The organism is Streptococcus sp. zg-86, from assembly GCF_017639855.1.
GTDB lineage: Bacteria > Bacillota > Bacilli > Lactobacillales > Streptococcaceae > Streptococcus > Streptococcus zhangguiae.
On record NZ_CP072115.1, the window covers coordinates 1855382 to 1874039 of the forward strand.

An 18658-nucleotide genomic window follows, 5' to 3' on the forward strand; every position below is an offset into this window, starting at 1 on the left:
CTGTTAAGTGACAAATTGGCAAAAATTGTCAATTGACTCTTTTAAATGACACGTGTACTATATAAACTATAACAGAAAGAAAGCGAGAAAACAAATGGCAAATCGTGTTACTGAAATATTAGGAATTGAAAAACCGATTATTCAAGGACCCTTAGCGTGGCTGACAAATGGAGCCTATGCTGGCGCAGTGAGTGCAGCAGGAGGACTAGGTGTTCTGGGGATTAGCGCAGGCCAAACCGTAGCTGCGACAACTGTGGAAGAAACTGTTGAAAATATGCGTCGCGAAATTCGCATTGCCCGTCAAATTACCAATAATCCCCTTGGTTTGAATGTTGCACCAGGTCATCCAAATACAGATATCTTTACACAACCCATGCTGGATTTAATGGCAGAAGAAGGTGTTAAGGTAGCTGTTATGGTGGGAGAATTTTCAGCCGAATGGACCAAGAGATTCCATGACAAGGGGATTAAGGTTATCTTTCGAGCGGCCACTCCAACAGTTGAAAATACGGAAGAAGCCATTCAAGGTGGCGCAGATATTATCGTTGCGACCGGTTTTGATGAAGGTGGAACCGTACCTGAAAAGGCAATTGGCACATTTTCAATTGTTCCTATGATTGTGGATGCCGCAAAAGGGCGTGTTCCAGTCATGGCAGCCGGTGGTATTGCGGATGCACGAACTGCCAAAGCGGCCTTTGCTTTAGGAGCAGAAGGACTCTTTGTCGGAACCGCCTTTATGATGTCTGAAGAATCTATTCTCGCACAAAACATCAAAGAACAAGCCTTGGCTGCAAATGCTTCTGATCTCCTACTCTATCGTACCGTACCAGCATTTTACCGTTCCTTACCAGGTACTATTCCAAATAAACTGCTTGAAATGAGTCAAGCTGGTGCTAGTGAGGAAGAAATTTTTGAGATGCAAGGTGCCTATAATGGGATGCGCGATGGTATGTTATTTGGGGATTTAACCAAGGGATTTGCTTCCTTTGGACTCGGAATTTCTATGATTGATACGATTGAGCCTGTTGCTGTCATCATGGATAAGCTCATGTCTGGAATTGAGGAGTTGGTATAAGAAATATGAAAAAACAAATGAAAATTGTCCTGCAAATGGTATCTGGCTATGGTGGGGAATTTAAGACATGGCGTCTGCCAAAAGCCAAAGAAGACGTCTATACAGACATGGATTTCTATGTTGAAATGGCACAGTTAGCAGAAAAAGGCAAACTCCATGCCCTCTTTATGGCAGACACTCCTGCTCTCGTTAATGATTTGACACATGATACGCCCATGCATTCCATGGATCCACTAATTGCCATGACCTCTGTTGCTCGAGCAACCAAGCATATTGGCCTAGTTGGAACCTTTTCAACAACCTTTAATGAACCCTATAACCTTGCCCGTCACCTCAAAGCATTAGATGTAATCAGTCATGGACGAGTTGGTTGGAATGCGGTCACCACTTCTACACCAGCAACAGCTGCGAATTTTGGAACACAGCTAAAATCTACACAGGAGCGTTATGGCAGAGCTCACGAGATGATTGAAGCTGTTCAAGGACTTTGGGGTTCTTGGGAAAAAGGAGCCTACATCCACGATAAACAAGCTGGGCAATTTGCTGATATGAGCCAGATTAAACCTCTTAACTACCAAGGTGACTACATTCAGACCAAGGGGCCCCTTCCTATTCCGCCATCTGAACAGGGGCAGCCACCCATTTTCCAAGCAGGACCTAGTCCAGAAGGCATTCGGCTAGCAGGACGATTTGCTTCTGGTGTTTATGCCAATCCTTTCACTATTGAAGAAGCTCGTGAATACCGGAATATACTGAGAGAAAGTGCCATCGCTCATGGGCGTTCTGCAGACGACATCAACGTCTTTACAGGCTTTATGTTTACCATTGCAGACAGTAAGGAAGAAGCACTTGCTCGTCGCAGAGCAGTATTAGAGTTTGACAAGGAAGAATTAGCACATCGTCTATCCTATCTCGGAGCCATGGTCGGCTTGAATTTTCAAGGTATCGATCCCTATCAACCTCTTCCTGACAGTTGGTTAAAGCTCGCTCGGACTAATCCACACGATCCTCGTTCTCCACATGCCTTGGAGGTTCTAAAAGAGGGGTATTCACCAGTCGATACACTGGCACACGGAGTCATTAACTACCACCCAGTCGTTGTGGGAACTGCCAAAGATGTGGCTGATTTCTTGCAAGAATGGTTTGAAGCAGGAGCAACAGACGGATTTTCCATTGTGCCAGACCTTGCCCACGATGGCGTGCGTGCCTTTGTCGAACAAGTCGTACCAATTCTTCAAGAACGAGGCCTTTTCCATAAAGACTACGAAGGCTCCACCTTACGGGAGCATCTCGGCGTGCCTTATCAATACGGGATTTAAACAGAAGAATAACGAAAAATAGAAGTCCATTTAAAAATGAACTTCTATTTTTTATATTGTCAAGAGCATGATGCAAAATCCCAGCTTGAAGAAAAAGTCTTTTTATTGCCACCATCCTTATGTGCTTTCGGACATCAGCGACTTCCTTCGGAGTAAAATAATCTAGTGGATTATTTTAGCCCGAGCCCAGAAACAAAGGAGCGAGGATAATCGATTTCAACGAAATCACGACTTCTGTCTCACTCCCACTTTTAGCACGGCGGTGGTAGCGGTATTGTGCTCGCTACGCTCGCAAATTTTCTAACCTTAAAACTACAGAAAATGAAATATCATTGTACTGTTTTTCTGAATTGTGAGGTTTGTCTACATTCTGAAACTACCTGTCAGTAGTTCCTATCTCCCGATTGAAATAGTCCACCAGACCTCGTTAAGAAGAAAATTCGCTTCCACGAATTTCTATTTCCAGCCTAAAAACGTCCCCCGGACCTTATCAAGCGGAGGATTTGTTACCACAAATCCTTATTTCCAACCTAAAAAGGTGCACTGCACCTTGTTAAGAAGAAAATTCGCCTCCGCGAATTTCTATCTTCAACCTAAAACAACCCGTCAGGGTTGTTTTAGCCCCATACGCTTTCCAAGATATTGGTTTGTTCGCGGCCTGGGCCGACTGAGAAGGTTGAGATGCGAACGCCAACGAGTTCGCTGACGCGACGGACATAGTTCCGTGCATTTTCTGGGAGTTCTTCTAGGCTGCGTGCCCCTGTAATATCCTCAGACCAACCTGGTAATTCTTCATAAATTGGTTTGCAACGTTTGAGTTCTTCTAGACTTGCTGGATAGTGGTCAATCCGTTGTCCGTCTAAATCATAGGCGACACAGATTTTTACCGTTTCAAGACCTGAAAGAACATCGATTGAATTTAAAGAAAGGTTTGTAATACCTGATACACGACGGCTATGGCGCATAACGACTGAGTCAAACCAACCGACACGGCGTGGACGACCTGTGGTTGTACCATACTCATGCCCCACTTCGCGAATACGATTGCCAATTTCATCGAATAATTCCGTTGGGAATGGTCCGTCACCTACACGGCTAGTATAAGCTTTACATACCCCAACTACCTTATCAATCTTGCTTGGACCAACACCTGAACCAATGGTTACACCACCTGCAACTGGGTTTGATGAGGTTACAAACGGATAGGTTCCTTGATCGATATCAAGCATAACACCTTGTGCTCCCTCAAAGAGAACTCGTTTACCTTGGTCGAGGGCATCATTCAAAATCACCGAAGTATCCGTCACATATTGCTTGATTTGCTGACCGTATTCGTAGTATTCTTCAAAGATTTCATCAAAGGCAATCGCTGTGCTATCATACAATTTCTCAAACAGACGATTTTTTTCTGCTAGATTACGCTCCAAGCGCCCTCTGAAAATTTCGCGATCCAAGAGGTCTGCAATGCGGATTCCCACACGCGCAGCCTTATCCATATAGGCAGGTCCGATCCCTTTAATGGTCGTTCCGATTTTATTGTCACCTTTGGCTTCTTCCTGCAATTGGTCCAACTTGATATGATAAGGCAAGATAACATGGGCACGGTCTGAAATCCGAAGATTATCTGTTGTCACGCCCTCTTCATGCAAGTAGTTCAATTCCTTGACTAAAGATTTTGGATTGACCACCATACCGTTTCCGATTACAGAGATTTTTTCTGGGAAGAAAATCCCTGACGGAATCAAGTGTAACTTGTATTTTTTGCCGTCAATGACAATCGTATGACCTGCATTGTCACCACCTTGGTAGCGTGCAATCACTTCTGCATTGGCAGACAAGAAATCGGTGATTTTTCCTTTACCTTCGTCCCCCCACTGGGTTCCTACAACAACAACTGATGTCATATCTTTACTTATTTACAGCAGAGAAAGCTCTGCTTCCTTTCTTCACGCACGGCAGGACTCTCACCTGCTAGTTTCTCTTACAATTCATTATAGCCGATTTTAGCGATTTTTTCAAGATGAGGCCTCAGCATTGTCCGTGAAATATCCCTATTTCATAGAAATTCTTTCACTATTTTTTGCAAAAACTGAACAATTTATTTTTGAAATAATACAAAAGAAATCTCCCAATCGTTTGACTGGAAGGTTTCTAAGCGTACTTACCAATAGCTAAAATATTGATCTGCAACTAAACAACAACAGGCAGCCTTATTTACAAGTAACACGGAATCAGCGTCTATTCCTCTATTCGATAATAAAATTGTCCTTGTTCCGCAAAGGTATTGATTCCAACACCTGTCCATATCCGGTCTCTGCTGCTATCAGATGTATCTGTAAACTGCTCATTACTCTTGATGGTCACGCCTGCCGGGATGAATTCAAGTAAAAAGCCTCCCGTATCACCACCATACACACCACCAGAGGCTGTCCCATAATCTGTCGCAGATAAGCCATAGCCAGTATACACATCTGATACTAAACCTTTTTCATCAAACGTTAATTGATTCCCTGAAGCATCTACCCAACTACCACTGACCGTCGCATAGTTTCCTTGAACAAGCTCCGCAATATTCATCTCTCCCAATCGATTTTCCACTGCCTGAGCACTCTCCTTCGTCTCACTAACAGAAGAAGCACTAGTTGTAGTTGACTTGGATTGGCTACTAGATATAGATAATTGAACCATAGATGAATGAGACTGACTATCTCCGGTCTCCTGTTTCTTTTTGGTTGACCAACAAGCTGTTAGGATGCACAAACTTGCCAAGGCTAGCATTGATACTATTTTTACTGTTGTATGATTTACTTTCATAACATTCTCCTTCTCTACTTTTGCTCCTATCTCTATTATATACTTTTTCAACTAATAGAAAAAGATTTTACTAGGATGTTAGCCTAAGCTACCCTCATCCAACAAAAAAAACAAAGAAATTTCTTCGTCTCAGAATGTAGACAAACCTCACAATTCAGAAAAAACAGTACAATGATATTTCATTTTCTGTAGTTTTAAGGTTAGAAAATTTGCGAGCGTAGCGAGCATAATACCGCCACCACCGCCGTGCTAAAAGTGGGAGTGAGACAGAAGTCGTGATTTCGCTAAAATCGATTATCCTCGCTCCTTTGTTTCTGGGCTCGGGCTAAAATAATCCACTGGATTATTTTACTCCGAAGGAAGTCGCTGATGTCCGAAAGCACATAAGGATGGTGGCAATAAAAAGACTTTTTCTTCAAGATGAAACAAAGAAATTTCTTCGTCTTATCCCAATAATAAACTACTCAAAAGAGCCAAGATAGCTGGTCCACCTTGTTTTAAGAGGATAGCTTTATTTGAGGTCATCGCGCCATAAACAGCTGCCCCAATCACATATAGAATGAAAATCGTAACGATTTCTAAATTGTGTGAAATGAAAATACCATACAAGAGAAAAACAGCTAACAAGCCATTGTAAATCCCTTGGTTTTTAAAGAGAACAGCAACAGACGGACGGGCTAATTCTTCCTTACTCATATTGAACGTTTGACTCGTTTTGTCTGAACCTGTCGCAATCGTTTCAAGATAGAAAATATAGAGGTGCTCAAGAGCAACAATCGTAGCTAAAATAGTCGTTAATAATGACATCTCATTTCCTTCTTTCTAATCTTTGTCAATCACAATTTCTTCTAAACCGATTACCAACTTACCAAGTAAATCTCGCAAAGTAACTCTTTCCTCCGCAGATAAAATCCCCTCCATCTGCTCCTTTACAGACACATGATAAGGTGGAGACGATAAGAGTAGCTGTTCCTTTGCAAAATCTGTCACATCAACAAGCATTTCCCGCTGATTATGTGGATTACGGACTCGAGTCACGTAACCCTTTTCTTCTAAAATCTTAAAATGGCGTGTTAGAGCGGCTTGATCAATTTGCAAAACGTGCTGTACTTGGACTTGATTACAAGGAGCTTCTTTTAGCAACACTTGCAATAGTTCATAGCGTGTCAAGCTGATTTCCAAGCGCTTCTCAAATAACTGAGTCACCACCTGATCTGTTATATGGAGCTGGTAAAGTAGGTGATTAATTGCTGTCATGACATTTCCTTTTGTTGATTAATCAATTATTGACTCGTCAAGTATATATTGAAAAAAAGGAAAAATCAAGCAATTTGCTTGAAATTTTCACTATTTTTTCGAAAATAACTATTCAACTACTTAACCGATATGATTTGCCGAGCGATTTGCATAAGAAACCCAATCAATGCCTCGAGCTTGACACCAATTTTGGACTCCTGGTGCTAATACGAGATCTGTTTGATGCAAATCCGTTACAGATTTAGCTCCCAACAAGGTCATAATAGCAGCAATACCTTCACAAAATAGCTCTACTTCTTCAATAGCCTGCTCAACAGACTGCCTATTCTTAACCAACTGTAACATACGGTTAGACAGACCGACTGCACTACTACCCAAGGCCAGCAATTTCACAATATCTAACGGGGTTTTCACGCCTCCAGAAGCCATCACTTCTGGACGAATCTGCTCAGGCAGACTCATCGCTTCAACTACGGAGACAACTGTTGATTGCCCCCAGCCATGTAGGTAGTCATAAGAACTCTTTATCCGACGAGCATTCTCTATCTTAGCAAAATCTGTTCCACCTACTCCAGAAATATCAACTGTTCGCACACCAATTGACGATAGCTGCGAAACAGTCTCACGACTCATACCAAAACCGACCTCTTTTACAATCACAGGTACTTCAATACTGCCAACAATGGTTTCAATATTTTTTAGCCACATCGAAAAATCACGATCACCTTCTGGCATCACCATTTCCTGAGGTGCATTTACATGAAGTTGTAATGCATCTGCTTCAACTAACTCAACAGCCCTCCTAGCATTATCCAAATCATGATGAGCCCCCAAATTCGCAAAGATAATTCCATGAGGATTTTCCTTACGCATAATTGAGAAAGTCTGTGCAAGACTTGGATCTTTTAGAGCTGCACTGATTGATCCTGTCGCTAGAGGAATTTTGGTTTCATGGCCGAGAATCCCTAACAATTGATTGATTTCCCCTGTCTTTTTGCTACCACCTGTCATAGCGTTAACAAAAAAGGGCATCTCAAAATCAAGACCAGCGACTGATGTTTTTAACGATACATCCGCTACTTTCATCTCTGGTAGAGAATGGTGTACAAAACGTGTCTGTTCAAAGTCACTAGCTGACTCCATTGTAAATTGTTGGTTGGCCAAAGCGACATGTTGATTTTTCCGATTTGGACTGACAACTTCTTTTTCAAACATGGTTTCTCCTTATTCTCTACAAGCAATGGAAAGCGGTAAAGGCTTAATCCCTGCCCCTTCCCAAGCTCTGCAAATTGTTTCTTTTTGAGCCAGCGATCTGACGAAGCAAATACCGCAATCGCCACCTCCTGCTCCTGAGGATTTAGCAACAGCCCCTTGTTCCTTAGCCAACTGGCATAATCGTGTCAGTTGAGAGGTTTCAATGACAATTCCCATATTGACCGAAAAGTCTCGTAGTTGTTGACGATTCACTGCAATCGCTTCTTCAAAAACGGCTGCATCATTTTCTTTACAGGCCTGAATCAATTTTTCCACACAGAGCCTATTTTCAGCCAAAAATTGCTGGTGATAAAGCTCTTTTTCTTCTTGAGTCAGCTGACGGTGCATGGCTGCTACTAATTGATCCGTTGAGGCTGCAGCCCCCGTCCAACCTACTAGCAATTCCAATCCGTCTGGCAACTCCAGCAACTCAATCGCTAAATCTTTCCAGTCTTGCTCTATCACATCACGAATTGAAGCATGCTTTATTGCTGCTTTGAGCCAGGCTCGATCGACAGAATGATAAGAGATAACTCCACCAAAACTAGACGTCGCCAAATCCCCAAAAGAGCCAGTCATATTGTTTTTTAATTGCGCAATTGCTGCCAGTTTATACACCAATATCGGTACAATTTCTTGCTGATAGTAGGCTAATAAAGCCCGAATCACTGCAACCGTTACAGCTCCTGATGAACCCAGTCCATACTTGGCTCCCGATTGTTGATCATCCAAATCCGATCGAACAGCAATGCGATAGACTGTAGACACATCTACTCCCAACGTACGGACATAGTCTTCAACCACCTGCATACTACTGATAATCAGCTGATAGGGATTAGACGAACTTGCGTAAATCTGATGCTCCTGACGAGACCAAAACACTTCCAGTTCAGGATTTTGAGTAGAACGAATCGTCCCTTTCTCTGCCTGTTGTAAAGAGACAACCAAGCGTTGTTCAACCGCTGCAATAACTGCTGGGTAACCAGCTTCAACAACTGCGTATTCTCCTGCTAAATATAACTTTCCTGATGCACTTGCCTCAATCATGCTCCACACCTCTGGAAAAGCTACGCTCAGATTCCTGCCAATCTGTCTCCAATAAGACATAAGCACCGCAGCCCGGGAGACTGGTTAAAATTTGCTCTGCTTGCAAATATTCTTTCAAGGCAGCGACGAGATAATCCATATCACTGGCTCTACAAAGCACTTTGACATTCGGACCGGCATCCATGGTCATATAAGCCGGCAAATTCAAGTCCATTCTTACTTGGCGGACAGCCTCCTGCGCTCTCAAACTATCTGCCGTCCAATAGGTAAACGGAGGATTTGCAGACAAGGTGGTCGCATGCATTTTCATGCCATTGTGTTCCGTCAGTTGTCCTACTCGCTCAAAATCGCGCTGTGCAATAGCATCCTTAATGTCTTGTAAATCTCGAGCAGCAGTTTCGACCCACATCGGATAAAATGGAGAAGTCTGAACTGTATGCTCCATACCCTCACGACTAGCAATCTTTTTCTTTCCAGTATCCACCGCAAGAACAATCATCCCAATGTCCCAATCAGCATCGTCAATCGGATGAGCCATGGAATCTGCTGTTCCTGTCCCCATATCCCATTCGACAAATCCGCCAAACAGACTACGGGTACTAGAGCCTGACCCTTGTCTGGCAAAGGTTGATAATTCCTCACGAGACAAGTCCAAATCCAAGGCAGTTGCAGTAGCTAATGCCAAAGCAGCAAAAGCGGAAGCTGAACTGGCTAGACCAGCAGCTGTTGGAACAAAATTCAAACTTTCAACACAAGCAAATCGTCGCTCACCTGTATATTCGCGAAATAAATTCAAAAATTGCGAAATTTTTTTATTTTCTTTTTCGGATTGTTTTTGGCCGTTCAAAAAAAACGCATCTGCCGTCAAGGCATCATCAAAGACAACCTTGGTATCTGTGTAAAAAGCGTCCAATGTCAAGGATAAACTGGAATTCATTGGTAAAAATAAATCCTTATCCCGCTTTCCCCAATATTTAATTAACGCAATATTGGTATGGGCACGCGCAATCCCTACTTTCTTACTCATGTCCTTCTCCTAAAAACTGTATCCATGTTTGGCGAGCACCAGCTGATGTGAGAGCTTGAGCGATAGTTTGCGCTATTTCCTTCGTTTTGGCAAGAGCAATCATGCAACCTCCCCGGCCACCACCTGTTAATTTGGCACCCAATGCCCCCTTTTGGCGAGCAATCGCAACCAAGCTATCTAAACTTTCATCTGATACACTCAACTTCTGCAAATAGCTCTGCGCATAATCCATCACCTGACCAAGTTCAGCGGCTTGATTCTGCGCCAAATAATCCCTCGCTTGATTGGTCAACTCTCCCAGGGCCTCAATCCAATGGATAGCTTCTGCCTGCTCTTGATAAAGATGTGCTACATCAGTAATCGCTTCTAAAGTATTTCCTGTCTTTCCTGTATCAGCAACAACCAGATAGGCATTCAAAGAAAGAGTCACCGGCTCAATCTCTTGACCTTTCACAAAAAAGATAGGTGCTGTTCCTGTCACCGTTGTCGCATCAATCCCTGACGGATTTCCATGCGCAATCTTTTCAGACGACTGGACGATTTCCCACAATTCTTCATCTGACAAGGTCTTTTGATAGAAGGTAAATAAAGCTCGTGCCACCGCTGTAGCCACTGCTGCACTAGAACCCATCCCGCGCTCTGCTGGAATGGTCGATTGAATCTCAATATGAATAGCAGGATCAGTCGGTGCCCCAATCCGATAAAGTGAAAAGCGGATTGCATGTTTCAAACTTTCCCAAATTTTAGGCATTTCATGAACCAGACCTTGATAAAAATCACAACTAACAGAGAGTGCTTGACCTTCAGCTCGAACTTCAGCCGTAATTTGAACAGCAGAAAAAGGCATGGCAATAGCTGGCTGGCCATACACTACTGCATGCTCTCCCATTAAAATAATCTTTCCTGTTGATATTCCTCTTGCAACCATGATTTCTCCTTATGCAGCTTATATTATACCACGTTTCAGAAAAAACCTTCTACTATTTTCTATTTCACAAAGAATGAAAAGGAGGAAAACGTAGCGGAAATTTGTTTTTCACTAGTAAAATCGCTACAATATTACTATCAGATATGACGAGGAATATTACTATGAATATGAACCATTTACTGCAACAAGCACCGAAAAATCTTCCTATTTTGCAGGCTCGTTTTGGGTTAGAACGCGAGTCACTACGCATGAATACCAAGCATCGTATCGCACAAACTGCTCATCCTGAAAAACTAGGTTCTAGAGAATTTCACCCCTATATACAGACCGATTATAGCGAATCACAATTGGAATTAATTACTCCCGTCAGCATTTCAACCAAAGAGGCTAGACGGGTATTAGGCGCTATTACAGACGTCGCTTATCGTTCCATGAATCCTGATGAATACCTTTGGCCACTGTCCATGCCTCCTCAAGCAAGAGAAGATGAGATCCGAATTGCCCAACTGGAAAATGACTATGAGTACCGATACCGACAAGGACTTGGACAACGCTATGGAAAATTACTCCAATCCATGTCAGGCATTCACTACAACCTAGAATTAGGGGCAGACTTAATCACACAATTATTCGAAGCAAGCAACTACGACTCCCAAATCGCCTTTACCAATGATCTCTATCTCAAGTTAGCACAGCAATTTTTACGTTATCGCTGGTTTTTAACGTATTTGTATGGTGCTAGTGTGGTAGCCGAAAAAGGATTTTTACAAGAAGAATTAGCCCACCCTGTTCGTTCCTTGCGCAATAGCTCCTATGGTTATGTTAATTCTTCAGATATTCATGTTTCCTTTGCTGATTTAGAAACCTATGTCCAGGATATCGAACACTATGTCAAGACAGGACAGCTTTCTGCGGAAAAAGAATTTTACTCCGCCGTCCGCCTGCGGGGCCATAAGCATAATCGGGATTATCTCACAAAAGGGATTCGCTACCTCGAATTTCGCTGCTTTGACCTAAATCCCTTTGATTTTCTTGCTATTAGCCAAGAAACCTTGGATACTGTCCATCTCTTTGCGCTTGCCCTCCTGTGGATTGATCGCCCTGAAAATGTAGATGATACCCTTTTAACCGCTGCTCGACTAAATAACCAAATTGCCCTTTCTCATCCGCTCACTCCCCTACCAGAAGAGGCTGATACGCAAACCATTCTTGACGCTATGCAGGCCGTTGTCAGTCATTTCCAATTAGATGAGACGTATCAAGAATTACTAGAAACTGTCAAACAGCAAGTTGCCCATCCTCAACTGACCCTATCAGGACAGTTAGTCGACCGACTAGAAGGACATTCCCTAGAGGATTTGGGACGCAAGCAAGGAATCAACTTTCATGAATACGCTTGGAGTGCACCATACGCCCTTAAAGGCTATGAAAACATGGAACTCTCTACTCAAATGCTGATGTTTGATGCGCTGCAAAAAGGAATCAATCTTGAGATTCTCGATGAAGAAGATCAATTCCTCAAACTCTGGCACAAAGACCATGTTGAATATGTCAAAAACGGCAATATGACCTCTAAAGATAACTATGTTGTCCCTCTTGCTATGGCGAATAAAACGGTTACCAAAAAAATTCTTGCAACAGCAGGATTTCCTGTCCCAGCAGGTGCAGAATTTTCAAGCAAGACAGAGGCGCTACGCTACTATGGGCAGATTGAAAAAAGCGCTATTGTTGTTAAGCCAAAATCCACTAACTTTGGCCTCGGGATTTCCATTTTCCAAGATGGCGCTAGCCTAGAAGATTATGAAAAAGCCCTTGACATTGCCTTTGCCGAAGACACACAAGTCTTGGTAGAAGAATTCATTGCAGGTACTGAGTACCGCTTCTTTGTCCTAGACGGAAAATGCGAGGCTGTATTACTACGTGTTGCTGCAAATGTGGTAGGAGATGGCATCCATACAATCGCAGAGTTGGTTGACATCAAAAACCAAGATCCGCTGCGTGGGCGTGACCACCGTTCCCCACTTGAAATCATTCAGTTAGGAGACATTGAAAAGCTCATGCTGAATCAGCAGGGCTATCAGCCAGATACTGTTTTAGAAGCTGGTCAAAAGGCTGAACTACGGGGCAACTCCAATATTTCAACAGGTGGTGACTCGATTGATGTGACGGATCAAATGGATGAGAGCTATAAACAGCTAGCAGCTGATATGGCTAAAGCTATCGGAGCTTGGACATGCGGTGTTGACTTGATTATTCCAGATTCATCCCTCCCTTCCACTAAAGACGATCCTAATTGTACCTGTATCGAACTCAATTTCAATCCGTCCATGTATATGCACACCTATTGCTACCAAGGACCAGGACAAGAACTAACACCCAAGATTATCGCAAAATTATTTCCTGAGATAATTTCATAAGACTGAAGTAGTTTTCAGTCTTTTTCATATTCTCCTAAACCCCACTGACTGGCATTTTGTCGCTCTTATGCTATAATAATTCTTATGGACAAAATGATTAAAACAATTTCAGAAAATGGGCACTTTCGTGCCTTTGTATTAGATAGCACAGAAACGGTTCAAACTGCTCAAGAAAAACATGATACCATGGCTTCGTCAACTGTCGCCTTGGGGCGTACCTTGATTGCCAATCAGATGCTGGCTGCAAATGAAAAGGGCAACACCAAAATGACTCTTAAAATCCTTGGAAACAGCTCTCTTGGCGCCATTATCAGCGTGGCAGATACAAATGGTCATGTTAAGGGCTATATTCAAAACCCAGACATTGACTTGAAAAAGACAGCGACGGGCGAAGTCATCGTAGGACCTCTTGTTGGTCAAGGACAATTTTTAGTGATTACCGACTATGGTATGGGACATCCCTACCACTCGATGACACCGCTAATTTCAGGAGAAATTGGTGAAGATTTTGCCTACTTCTTGGCTGAAAGTCAACAAACAGCATCCGCAGTTGGACTCAATGTCTTACTTGATGAAGAAGACAAGGTCAAGGTGGCAGGTGGTTTTCTGGTTCAAGTTCTACCAGATGCCACAGAAGTAGAAATTGCACAATTTGAACAACGGCTTCAGAATATGCCTGCTATTTCTAGCCTGCTTGAGTCTGACAATCATATCGAGGCTCTGCTGGAAGCTATTTACGGTGAGCAACCTTTTAAACGCTTATCCGAAGACACACTCAGCTTTAGCTGTGATTGCTCAAAAGAACGCTTCTTACAGGCTCTTGCTAGCCTCCCAAAAACAGATTTAATAGAAATGAAAGAAGAAGACAAGGGAGCAGCCATTACCTGTCAATTCTGCCAGACCCATTACCAATTTGACGAACATGACTTGGAGGAACTCATCAATGACTAATCTCAACACCCCTTTTATGATTGGAAATGTCGAAATCCCCAATCGTACAGTCCTAGCTCCCATGGCTGGTGTTACCAATTCCGCCTTTCGTACCATTGCAAAAGAAATGGGGGCAGGACTGGTTGTCATGGAAATGATTTCTGAAAAAGGACTGCTTTATAATAACGAAAAGACCCTGCATATGTTGCACATCGAAGAAAACGAAGCTCCAATGTCTATCCAACTCTTCGGTGGAGATGCTGACGGATTATCACGCGCTGCGGAATTTATCCAAAAAAATACCAAGGCCAACATTGTCGACATCAATATGGGCTGCCCCGTGAACAAGGTCATCAAAAATGAAGCAGGTGCTAAATGGCTCAAAGACCCTGATAAAATTTACCATATTATCAAGCAAGTAACCTCTGTCCTTGACATTCCCTTAACCGTCAAAATGCGGACTGGTTGGGCTGATCCTGGCCTAGCTATTGAAAATGCCCTCGCTGCAGAAAGTGCTGGAGTGGCTGCTCTTGCCATGCACGGTCGCACTCGGGAACAAATGTATACTGGAACCGTTGACCTTGAAACGCTCAGCAATGTCGCAAAGGCCCTCACTAAAATCCCATTCATCGCAAATGGAGATATTCGGGCTGTCCAAGATGCTCGCCAACGGATTGAAGAAGTTGGTGCGGATGCTGTTATGGTCGGACGAACTGCTATGGGAAATCCTTACATCTTCGAGCAAATCAATCATTATCTCGAAACAGGGGAAATCTTGCCCGATTTGAGTTTTGAAGATAAGCTCAAGATTGCCTTTGAACACCTTACTCGCTTGGTCAACCTCAAGGGAGAGAGCATTGCTGTCCGTGAATTCCGTGGATTAGCTCCTCATTATCTACGCGGAACAGCTGGTGCCGCTAAAATCCGTGGAACAGTTGCCCGTGCCGAAACTGTTGCAGAAGTTGAAGCACTCTTTAACCAAGCACGTGAAGCCTATAAAAAATAAAATAACAGACAGAAGGCTTGATTCGCAGAAAGCAACTTCTTCTTATTTCTAGGTTTTGGATTACCGCTGGACTCACGTCCAGCTTCAGAATGTAGACAAACCTCACAATTCAGAAAAACATTACAATGATATTTCATTTTCTGTAGTTTTAAGGTTAGAAAATTTGCGAGCGTAGCGAGCACAATACCGCACCTCATCTGTGCTAAAAGTGGGAGTGAGACAGAAGTCGTGATTTCGTTTAAATCGATTATCCTCGCTCCTTTGTTTCTGGGCTCGGGCTAAAATAATCCACTGGATTATTTTACTCCGAAGGAAGTCGCTGATGTCCGAAAGCACATGAGGATGGTGGCAATAAAAAGACTTTTTCTTCAAGCTGCGCTGGACTCACGTCCAGCTTTTCATTTATTCTCTAAAAATAAGATGATATAATTATTGATTACAAGATAGACTGCCTAAGAGCTGTTCCTAAATAGTATAGTGGATTGAGAAGGCAAGAAGCTATAGATAGAACTGGCGTTAATTGAGGATTACTCCATAAGCCCTATTTCCAACCTTCAACAGTCCACTGGACTAATGTTAGCAGAGGATTATTTCATAATCCCTATTTCCAACCTTCAACAGTCCGCTGGACTGTTGAAGCAAAGCGACTGAACGATGACCTAACCTTTATTCAATTCACTATATGTTGTGAATAACTCCTACTTGAAACCTAGACAAGCTGTTTTTTACGTGAGACCCCCTCACTAAACCGTGCGGAAGCCTTTTTTCATCAGAAAACACAAGACTTGAAAGCGAGAAAAGAGATTTTTGATAAGAAAAAGCCTCACTAGCAATTAGTCCTGAACGTTTCATGAAAAGATGAACTCCCTAAAAGCTAGTTTCAAATAATGTTACTGAAAAACGACTGACTTAGTAGTCAATCGACAGGTTTTCAATAGAGAAAGACGTCACTTAGAAGCTAGATAGGTATTTTTCAGCAAGAGTGGATCTCACTAGACAATAAGTCTACCTTCTACATCAGATTTTATAAAATAAAATAACACAATAAAATCTGCCTTTGACAAGGCCTACAACTACTGTATCAGCATAAAAATAAGCGATTGGGATTAAAGAACCCAACCGCTTATGTTGTCTTATCGACTACTATCGAATTTTAATTCGCCAGCTTTTACACCAATTTTTAGTGTACTGCCACTCTGTAATTCCCCACGTAGCAGCATTTCTGCTAATGGATCTTCGACTTTCTTTTGGATAACACGACGGAGTGGTCGCGCGCCCATTTCTCTATCATAACCTTCTTTTGCTAGTAATTTCAATGCAGAAGGCTGTATCTTGAACTGAATACCTTTTTCATCCATAACTGCTTGAAGGGGCCGAATCATCACTTTCACCACTTCTTGCATATCGTGATCACTCAGACTATGGAAGACAATCTTCTCATCAATTCGGTTGATAAATTCTGGTCGGTACGCTTTTTTCAACTCTTCAAAAATACGTTTTTCAACGTGCTCTTGACTCTGAGACAAATCAAGTGCACCAAAACCAACTGTCTTATCATCACGCAAAGCTGTTGCCCCAAGGTTAGATGTCATAATGATGAGGGTATTCGAAAAATCAACCTTTCGTCCCTTACTATCTGTCAAGACACCATCATCTAATACCTGCAGCAAAAGATTAAAGGTGTCTGGATGTGCTTTTTCAACCTCATCAAATAACAGAACGGCATAAGGTTTGTTGCGGACTTTTTCGGTTAGCTCACCGCCTTCTTCATAGCCAACATAACCAGGAGGAGCACCATTTAAGCGACTAGCCGCAAATTTTTCCATATACTCACTCATATCAAAACGAATGAGAGCCGATTCGTCGTCGAATAATACTTCAGCCAAAGCCTTTGCCAACTCTGTTTTTCCGACCCCCGTAGGTCCTAAGAACATAAAGGAACCAATAGGGCGCTTGCCTGTCCGAATACCAGATTGATTGCGTCGAATCGCCCGACTAACTGCAGAAATAGCAGCATCTTGGCCAATCACACGCTTGTGCAATTCAGCTTCTAAATTCAAATATTTTTTCACATCTGTCTGGCTCAACTTTGCAACTGGAATACCAGATAAGCGACTAAGGGTTAACAAGACATCTTCTTCTGTCACTTGGGCATCTCCCAGTATTTCTCGGTTTTCTTCCTCCAATTCCTTAACTAACAGTTGACTGACTGTCTTGTGTTTTCCATCCATCAATGCCTGATCAGCCGCAGACAATTCAGACTGTTTGCCACTAACTTTTTGCTGATTTTGCACCGTTGCACTTGCTTCATCAAGTAAATCAATCGCTGAGTCTGGCAAATTTTTGCTGGTCAGATACCGTTTAGCAAACAGCACAGCCGTACGAACAGCTTCCTCTGTAATCTGAATGTTATGGTGGCGTTCATAAGCCTGTTTTAAACCTTGTAAAATAGCAATACTATCTGCCACACTTGGTTCATCTACTGTCACCTTCGCAAATCGACGAGACAGGGCTGCATCTTTTTCAATATGCTTTTGGTATTCATCTTGGGTCGTTGCACCAACTGTTCGCAAGGTTCCCCGTGCAAGAGCTGGTTTTAGGATATTGGCTGCATCTAAGGTCGAATCAATTCCGCTACCTGACCCCATAATCGTATGTAGCTCATCAATAAAGAGGATAACATTCCCATCTTCTTCAATATCGTTGATGATATTGTTCATCCGCTCCTCAAAATCGCCACGAAACCGCGTTCCTGCAATGACATTCATCAAGTCCAATTCCAAGACCCGCATCTTACTTAGACTAGCTGGCACTGCTCCATCTGCCACTCGCTGTGCCAACCCCAATGCCAAGGCTGTTTTCCCAACACCTGCATCTCCTACTAAGACAGGATTATTCTTGGTCTTACGAGATAGAACCTGAATCATTCGAGAAATTTCTGACTCCCGACCAATTACTGGCTCGATCTGTCCTGCACGAGCTAAGGAAGTCAAATCTCGTGTATAGTCTTCTAAACCACCCGTCTGCGGTGCTGGCGGCATGCCCATCATATTGGCCATAGTTGGACGATTAGCACGACCACTTTTCATCATACTACGAATGGCTTTTAAATCTTCCTTTGAAAATCCAGCCTTAGCTTCCAAATTCTTCCGTAAGTCAATAAAGCGAACCTTATTCTCCGAATCTTCAAAATGAAAACCGGCCTTATCCAAAATTTGTGAAGCAACTGACCGTTTATCAAGCAACATTGCTAGAAAGATATGCTCTGTTCCCACTTGCTTAGCCTTTACAACTTCCGCAATCTTTTTAGCAAACCGCGCTACCTCATCCAAACGCTTTGAGGTTTGCAATACCGTAAAATCTTCTAATTCTTCACGATAGCTACGCTCTGTTACCAAGCGAGTCGCCTGCTCATAATCTGCAATATCCGCTGGGTATTCTGCCAAAACAGCTCCCGCAATTGTATCTGGATTGATGACAAAAGCCAATAATAAATGCCAGGTTTCTAAATAGTTACACATGTAGCGTTGTCCAATGAACTGTGCATCCTCATAGGCGCGTTGTAATCCTTTTGAAAATCTCAT

14 protein-coding genes are annotated in these 18658 nt (G+C 42.8%); 5 read left to right on the top strand and 9 right to left on the bottom strand.

The features are described 5' to 3' along the window. Positions 1-94: 94 nt before the first annotated feature. Together J5M87_RS08675 and J5M87_RS08680 are read left to right on the top strand one after the other, a co-directional pair. Positions 95-1075 carry an NAD(P)H-dependent flavin oxidoreductase gene (locus J5M87_RS08675; protein WP_154607473.1) on the top strand — a complete coding sequence of 327 codons (981 nt, stop codon included), beginning with the start codon at positions 95-97 and terminating at the stop codon, positions 1073-1075. 5 nt (positions 1076-1080) lie between these two features. Then, a complete protein-coding gene (locus J5M87_RS08680) occupies positions 1081-2394 on the top strand; it encodes an NtaA/DmoA family FMN-dependent monooxygenase (protein WP_154607474.1) in 1314 nt (437 codons plus the stop codon). Between the two features lie 617 nt (positions 2395-3011). On the opposite strand, the gene J5M87_RS08685 is transcribed toward J5M87_RS08680, so the two are convergent. From J5M87_RS08685 to mvk, 8 genes are all read right to left on the bottom strand, one after another. Then, positions 3012-4298 carry an adenylosuccinate synthase gene (locus J5M87_RS08685; protein WP_154607475.1) on the bottom strand — a complete coding sequence of 429 codons (1287 nt, stop codon included), beginning with the start codon at positions 4296-4298 and terminating at the stop codon, positions 3012-3014. A 334-nt stretch (positions 4299-4632) separates the two neighbouring features. Next, positions 4633-5208, bottom strand: coding sequence for a DUF6287 domain-containing protein (locus J5M87_RS08690; RefSeq protein ID WP_154607476.1), 576 nt, complete (start codon positions 5206-5208; stop codon positions 4633-4635). A gap of 444 nt (positions 5209-5652) precedes the next feature. Continuing rightward, positions 5653-6015 carry a DUF1304 domain-containing protein gene (locus tag J5M87_RS08695; protein ID WP_154607477.1) on the bottom strand — a complete coding sequence of 121 codons (363 nt, stop codon included), beginning with the start codon at positions 6013-6015 and terminating at the stop codon, positions 5653-5655. 15 nt (positions 6016-6030) lie between these two features. After that, a complete protein-coding gene (locus tag J5M87_RS08700; protein WP_154607478.1) occupies positions 6031-6465 on the bottom strand; it encodes a MarR family winged helix-turn-helix transcriptional regulator in 435 nt (144 codons plus the stop codon). Positions 6466-6585: 120 nt separating this feature from the next. Beyond that, entirely contained in the window at positions 6586-7680 is a 1095-nt protein-coding gene (fni, locus tag J5M87_RS08705; protein ID WP_154607479.1) for a type 2 isopentenyl-diphosphate Delta-isomerase, read from the bottom strand. A gap of 9 nt (positions 7681-7689) precedes the next feature. Then, positions 7690-8766 carry a phosphomevalonate kinase gene (locus tag J5M87_RS08710; protein WP_154607480.1) on the bottom strand — a complete coding sequence of 359 codons (1077 nt, stop codon included), beginning with the start codon at positions 8764-8766 and terminating at the stop codon, positions 7690-7692. After that, positions 8759-9793, bottom strand: coding sequence for a diphosphomevalonate decarboxylase (gene mvaD / locus J5M87_RS08715; protein WP_154607481.1), 1035 nt, complete (start codon positions 9791-9793; stop codon positions 8759-8761). Before mvaD ends, J5M87_RS08710 begins: the two co-directional genes overlap by 8 nt. Further along, positions 9786-10721 carry a mevalonate kinase gene (mvk, locus tag J5M87_RS08720; RefSeq protein WP_154607482.1) on the bottom strand — a complete coding sequence of 312 codons (936 nt, stop codon included), beginning with the start codon at positions 10719-10721 and terminating at the stop codon, positions 9786-9788. Before mvk ends, mvaD begins: the two co-directional genes overlap by 8 nt. 119 nt (positions 10722-10840) lie before the next feature. Between mvk and gshAB the strand changes: the two genes are divergently transcribed. From gshAB to dusB, 3 genes are all read left to right on the top strand, one after another. Further along, the gene (gene gshAB, locus J5M87_RS08725; RefSeq protein WP_375138170.1) at positions 10841-13138 is read left to right on the top strand and encodes a bifunctional glutamate--cysteine ligase GshA/glutathione synthetase GshB; all 2298 of its coding nucleotides are present in this window, start codon (positions 10841-10843) and stop codon (positions 13136-13138) included. An 84-nt stretch (positions 13139-13222) separates the two neighbouring features. Next, positions 13223-14089, top strand: a complete 867-nt coding sequence (gene hslO, locus J5M87_RS08730; RefSeq protein ID WP_154607484.1) for an Hsp33 family molecular chaperone HslO — start codon at positions 13223-13225, stop codon at positions 14087-14089. Beyond that, the gene (dusB, locus tag J5M87_RS08735; protein WP_154632437.1) at positions 14082-15074 is read left to right on the top strand and encodes a tRNA dihydrouridine synthase DusB; all 993 of its coding nucleotides are present in this window, start codon (positions 14082-14084) and stop codon (positions 15072-15074) included. The genes hslO and dusB overlap by 8 nt, the downstream gene beginning before the upstream one ends. 1133 nt (positions 15075-16207) lie before the next feature. On the opposite strand, the gene J5M87_RS08740 is transcribed toward dusB, so the two are convergent. Beyond that, positions 16208-18658: an ATP-dependent Clp protease ATP-binding subunit gene (locus J5M87_RS08740; RefSeq protein WP_154607486.1), complete on the bottom strand. Its 2451-nt coding sequence runs from the start codon at positions 18656-18658 to the stop codon at positions 16208-16210.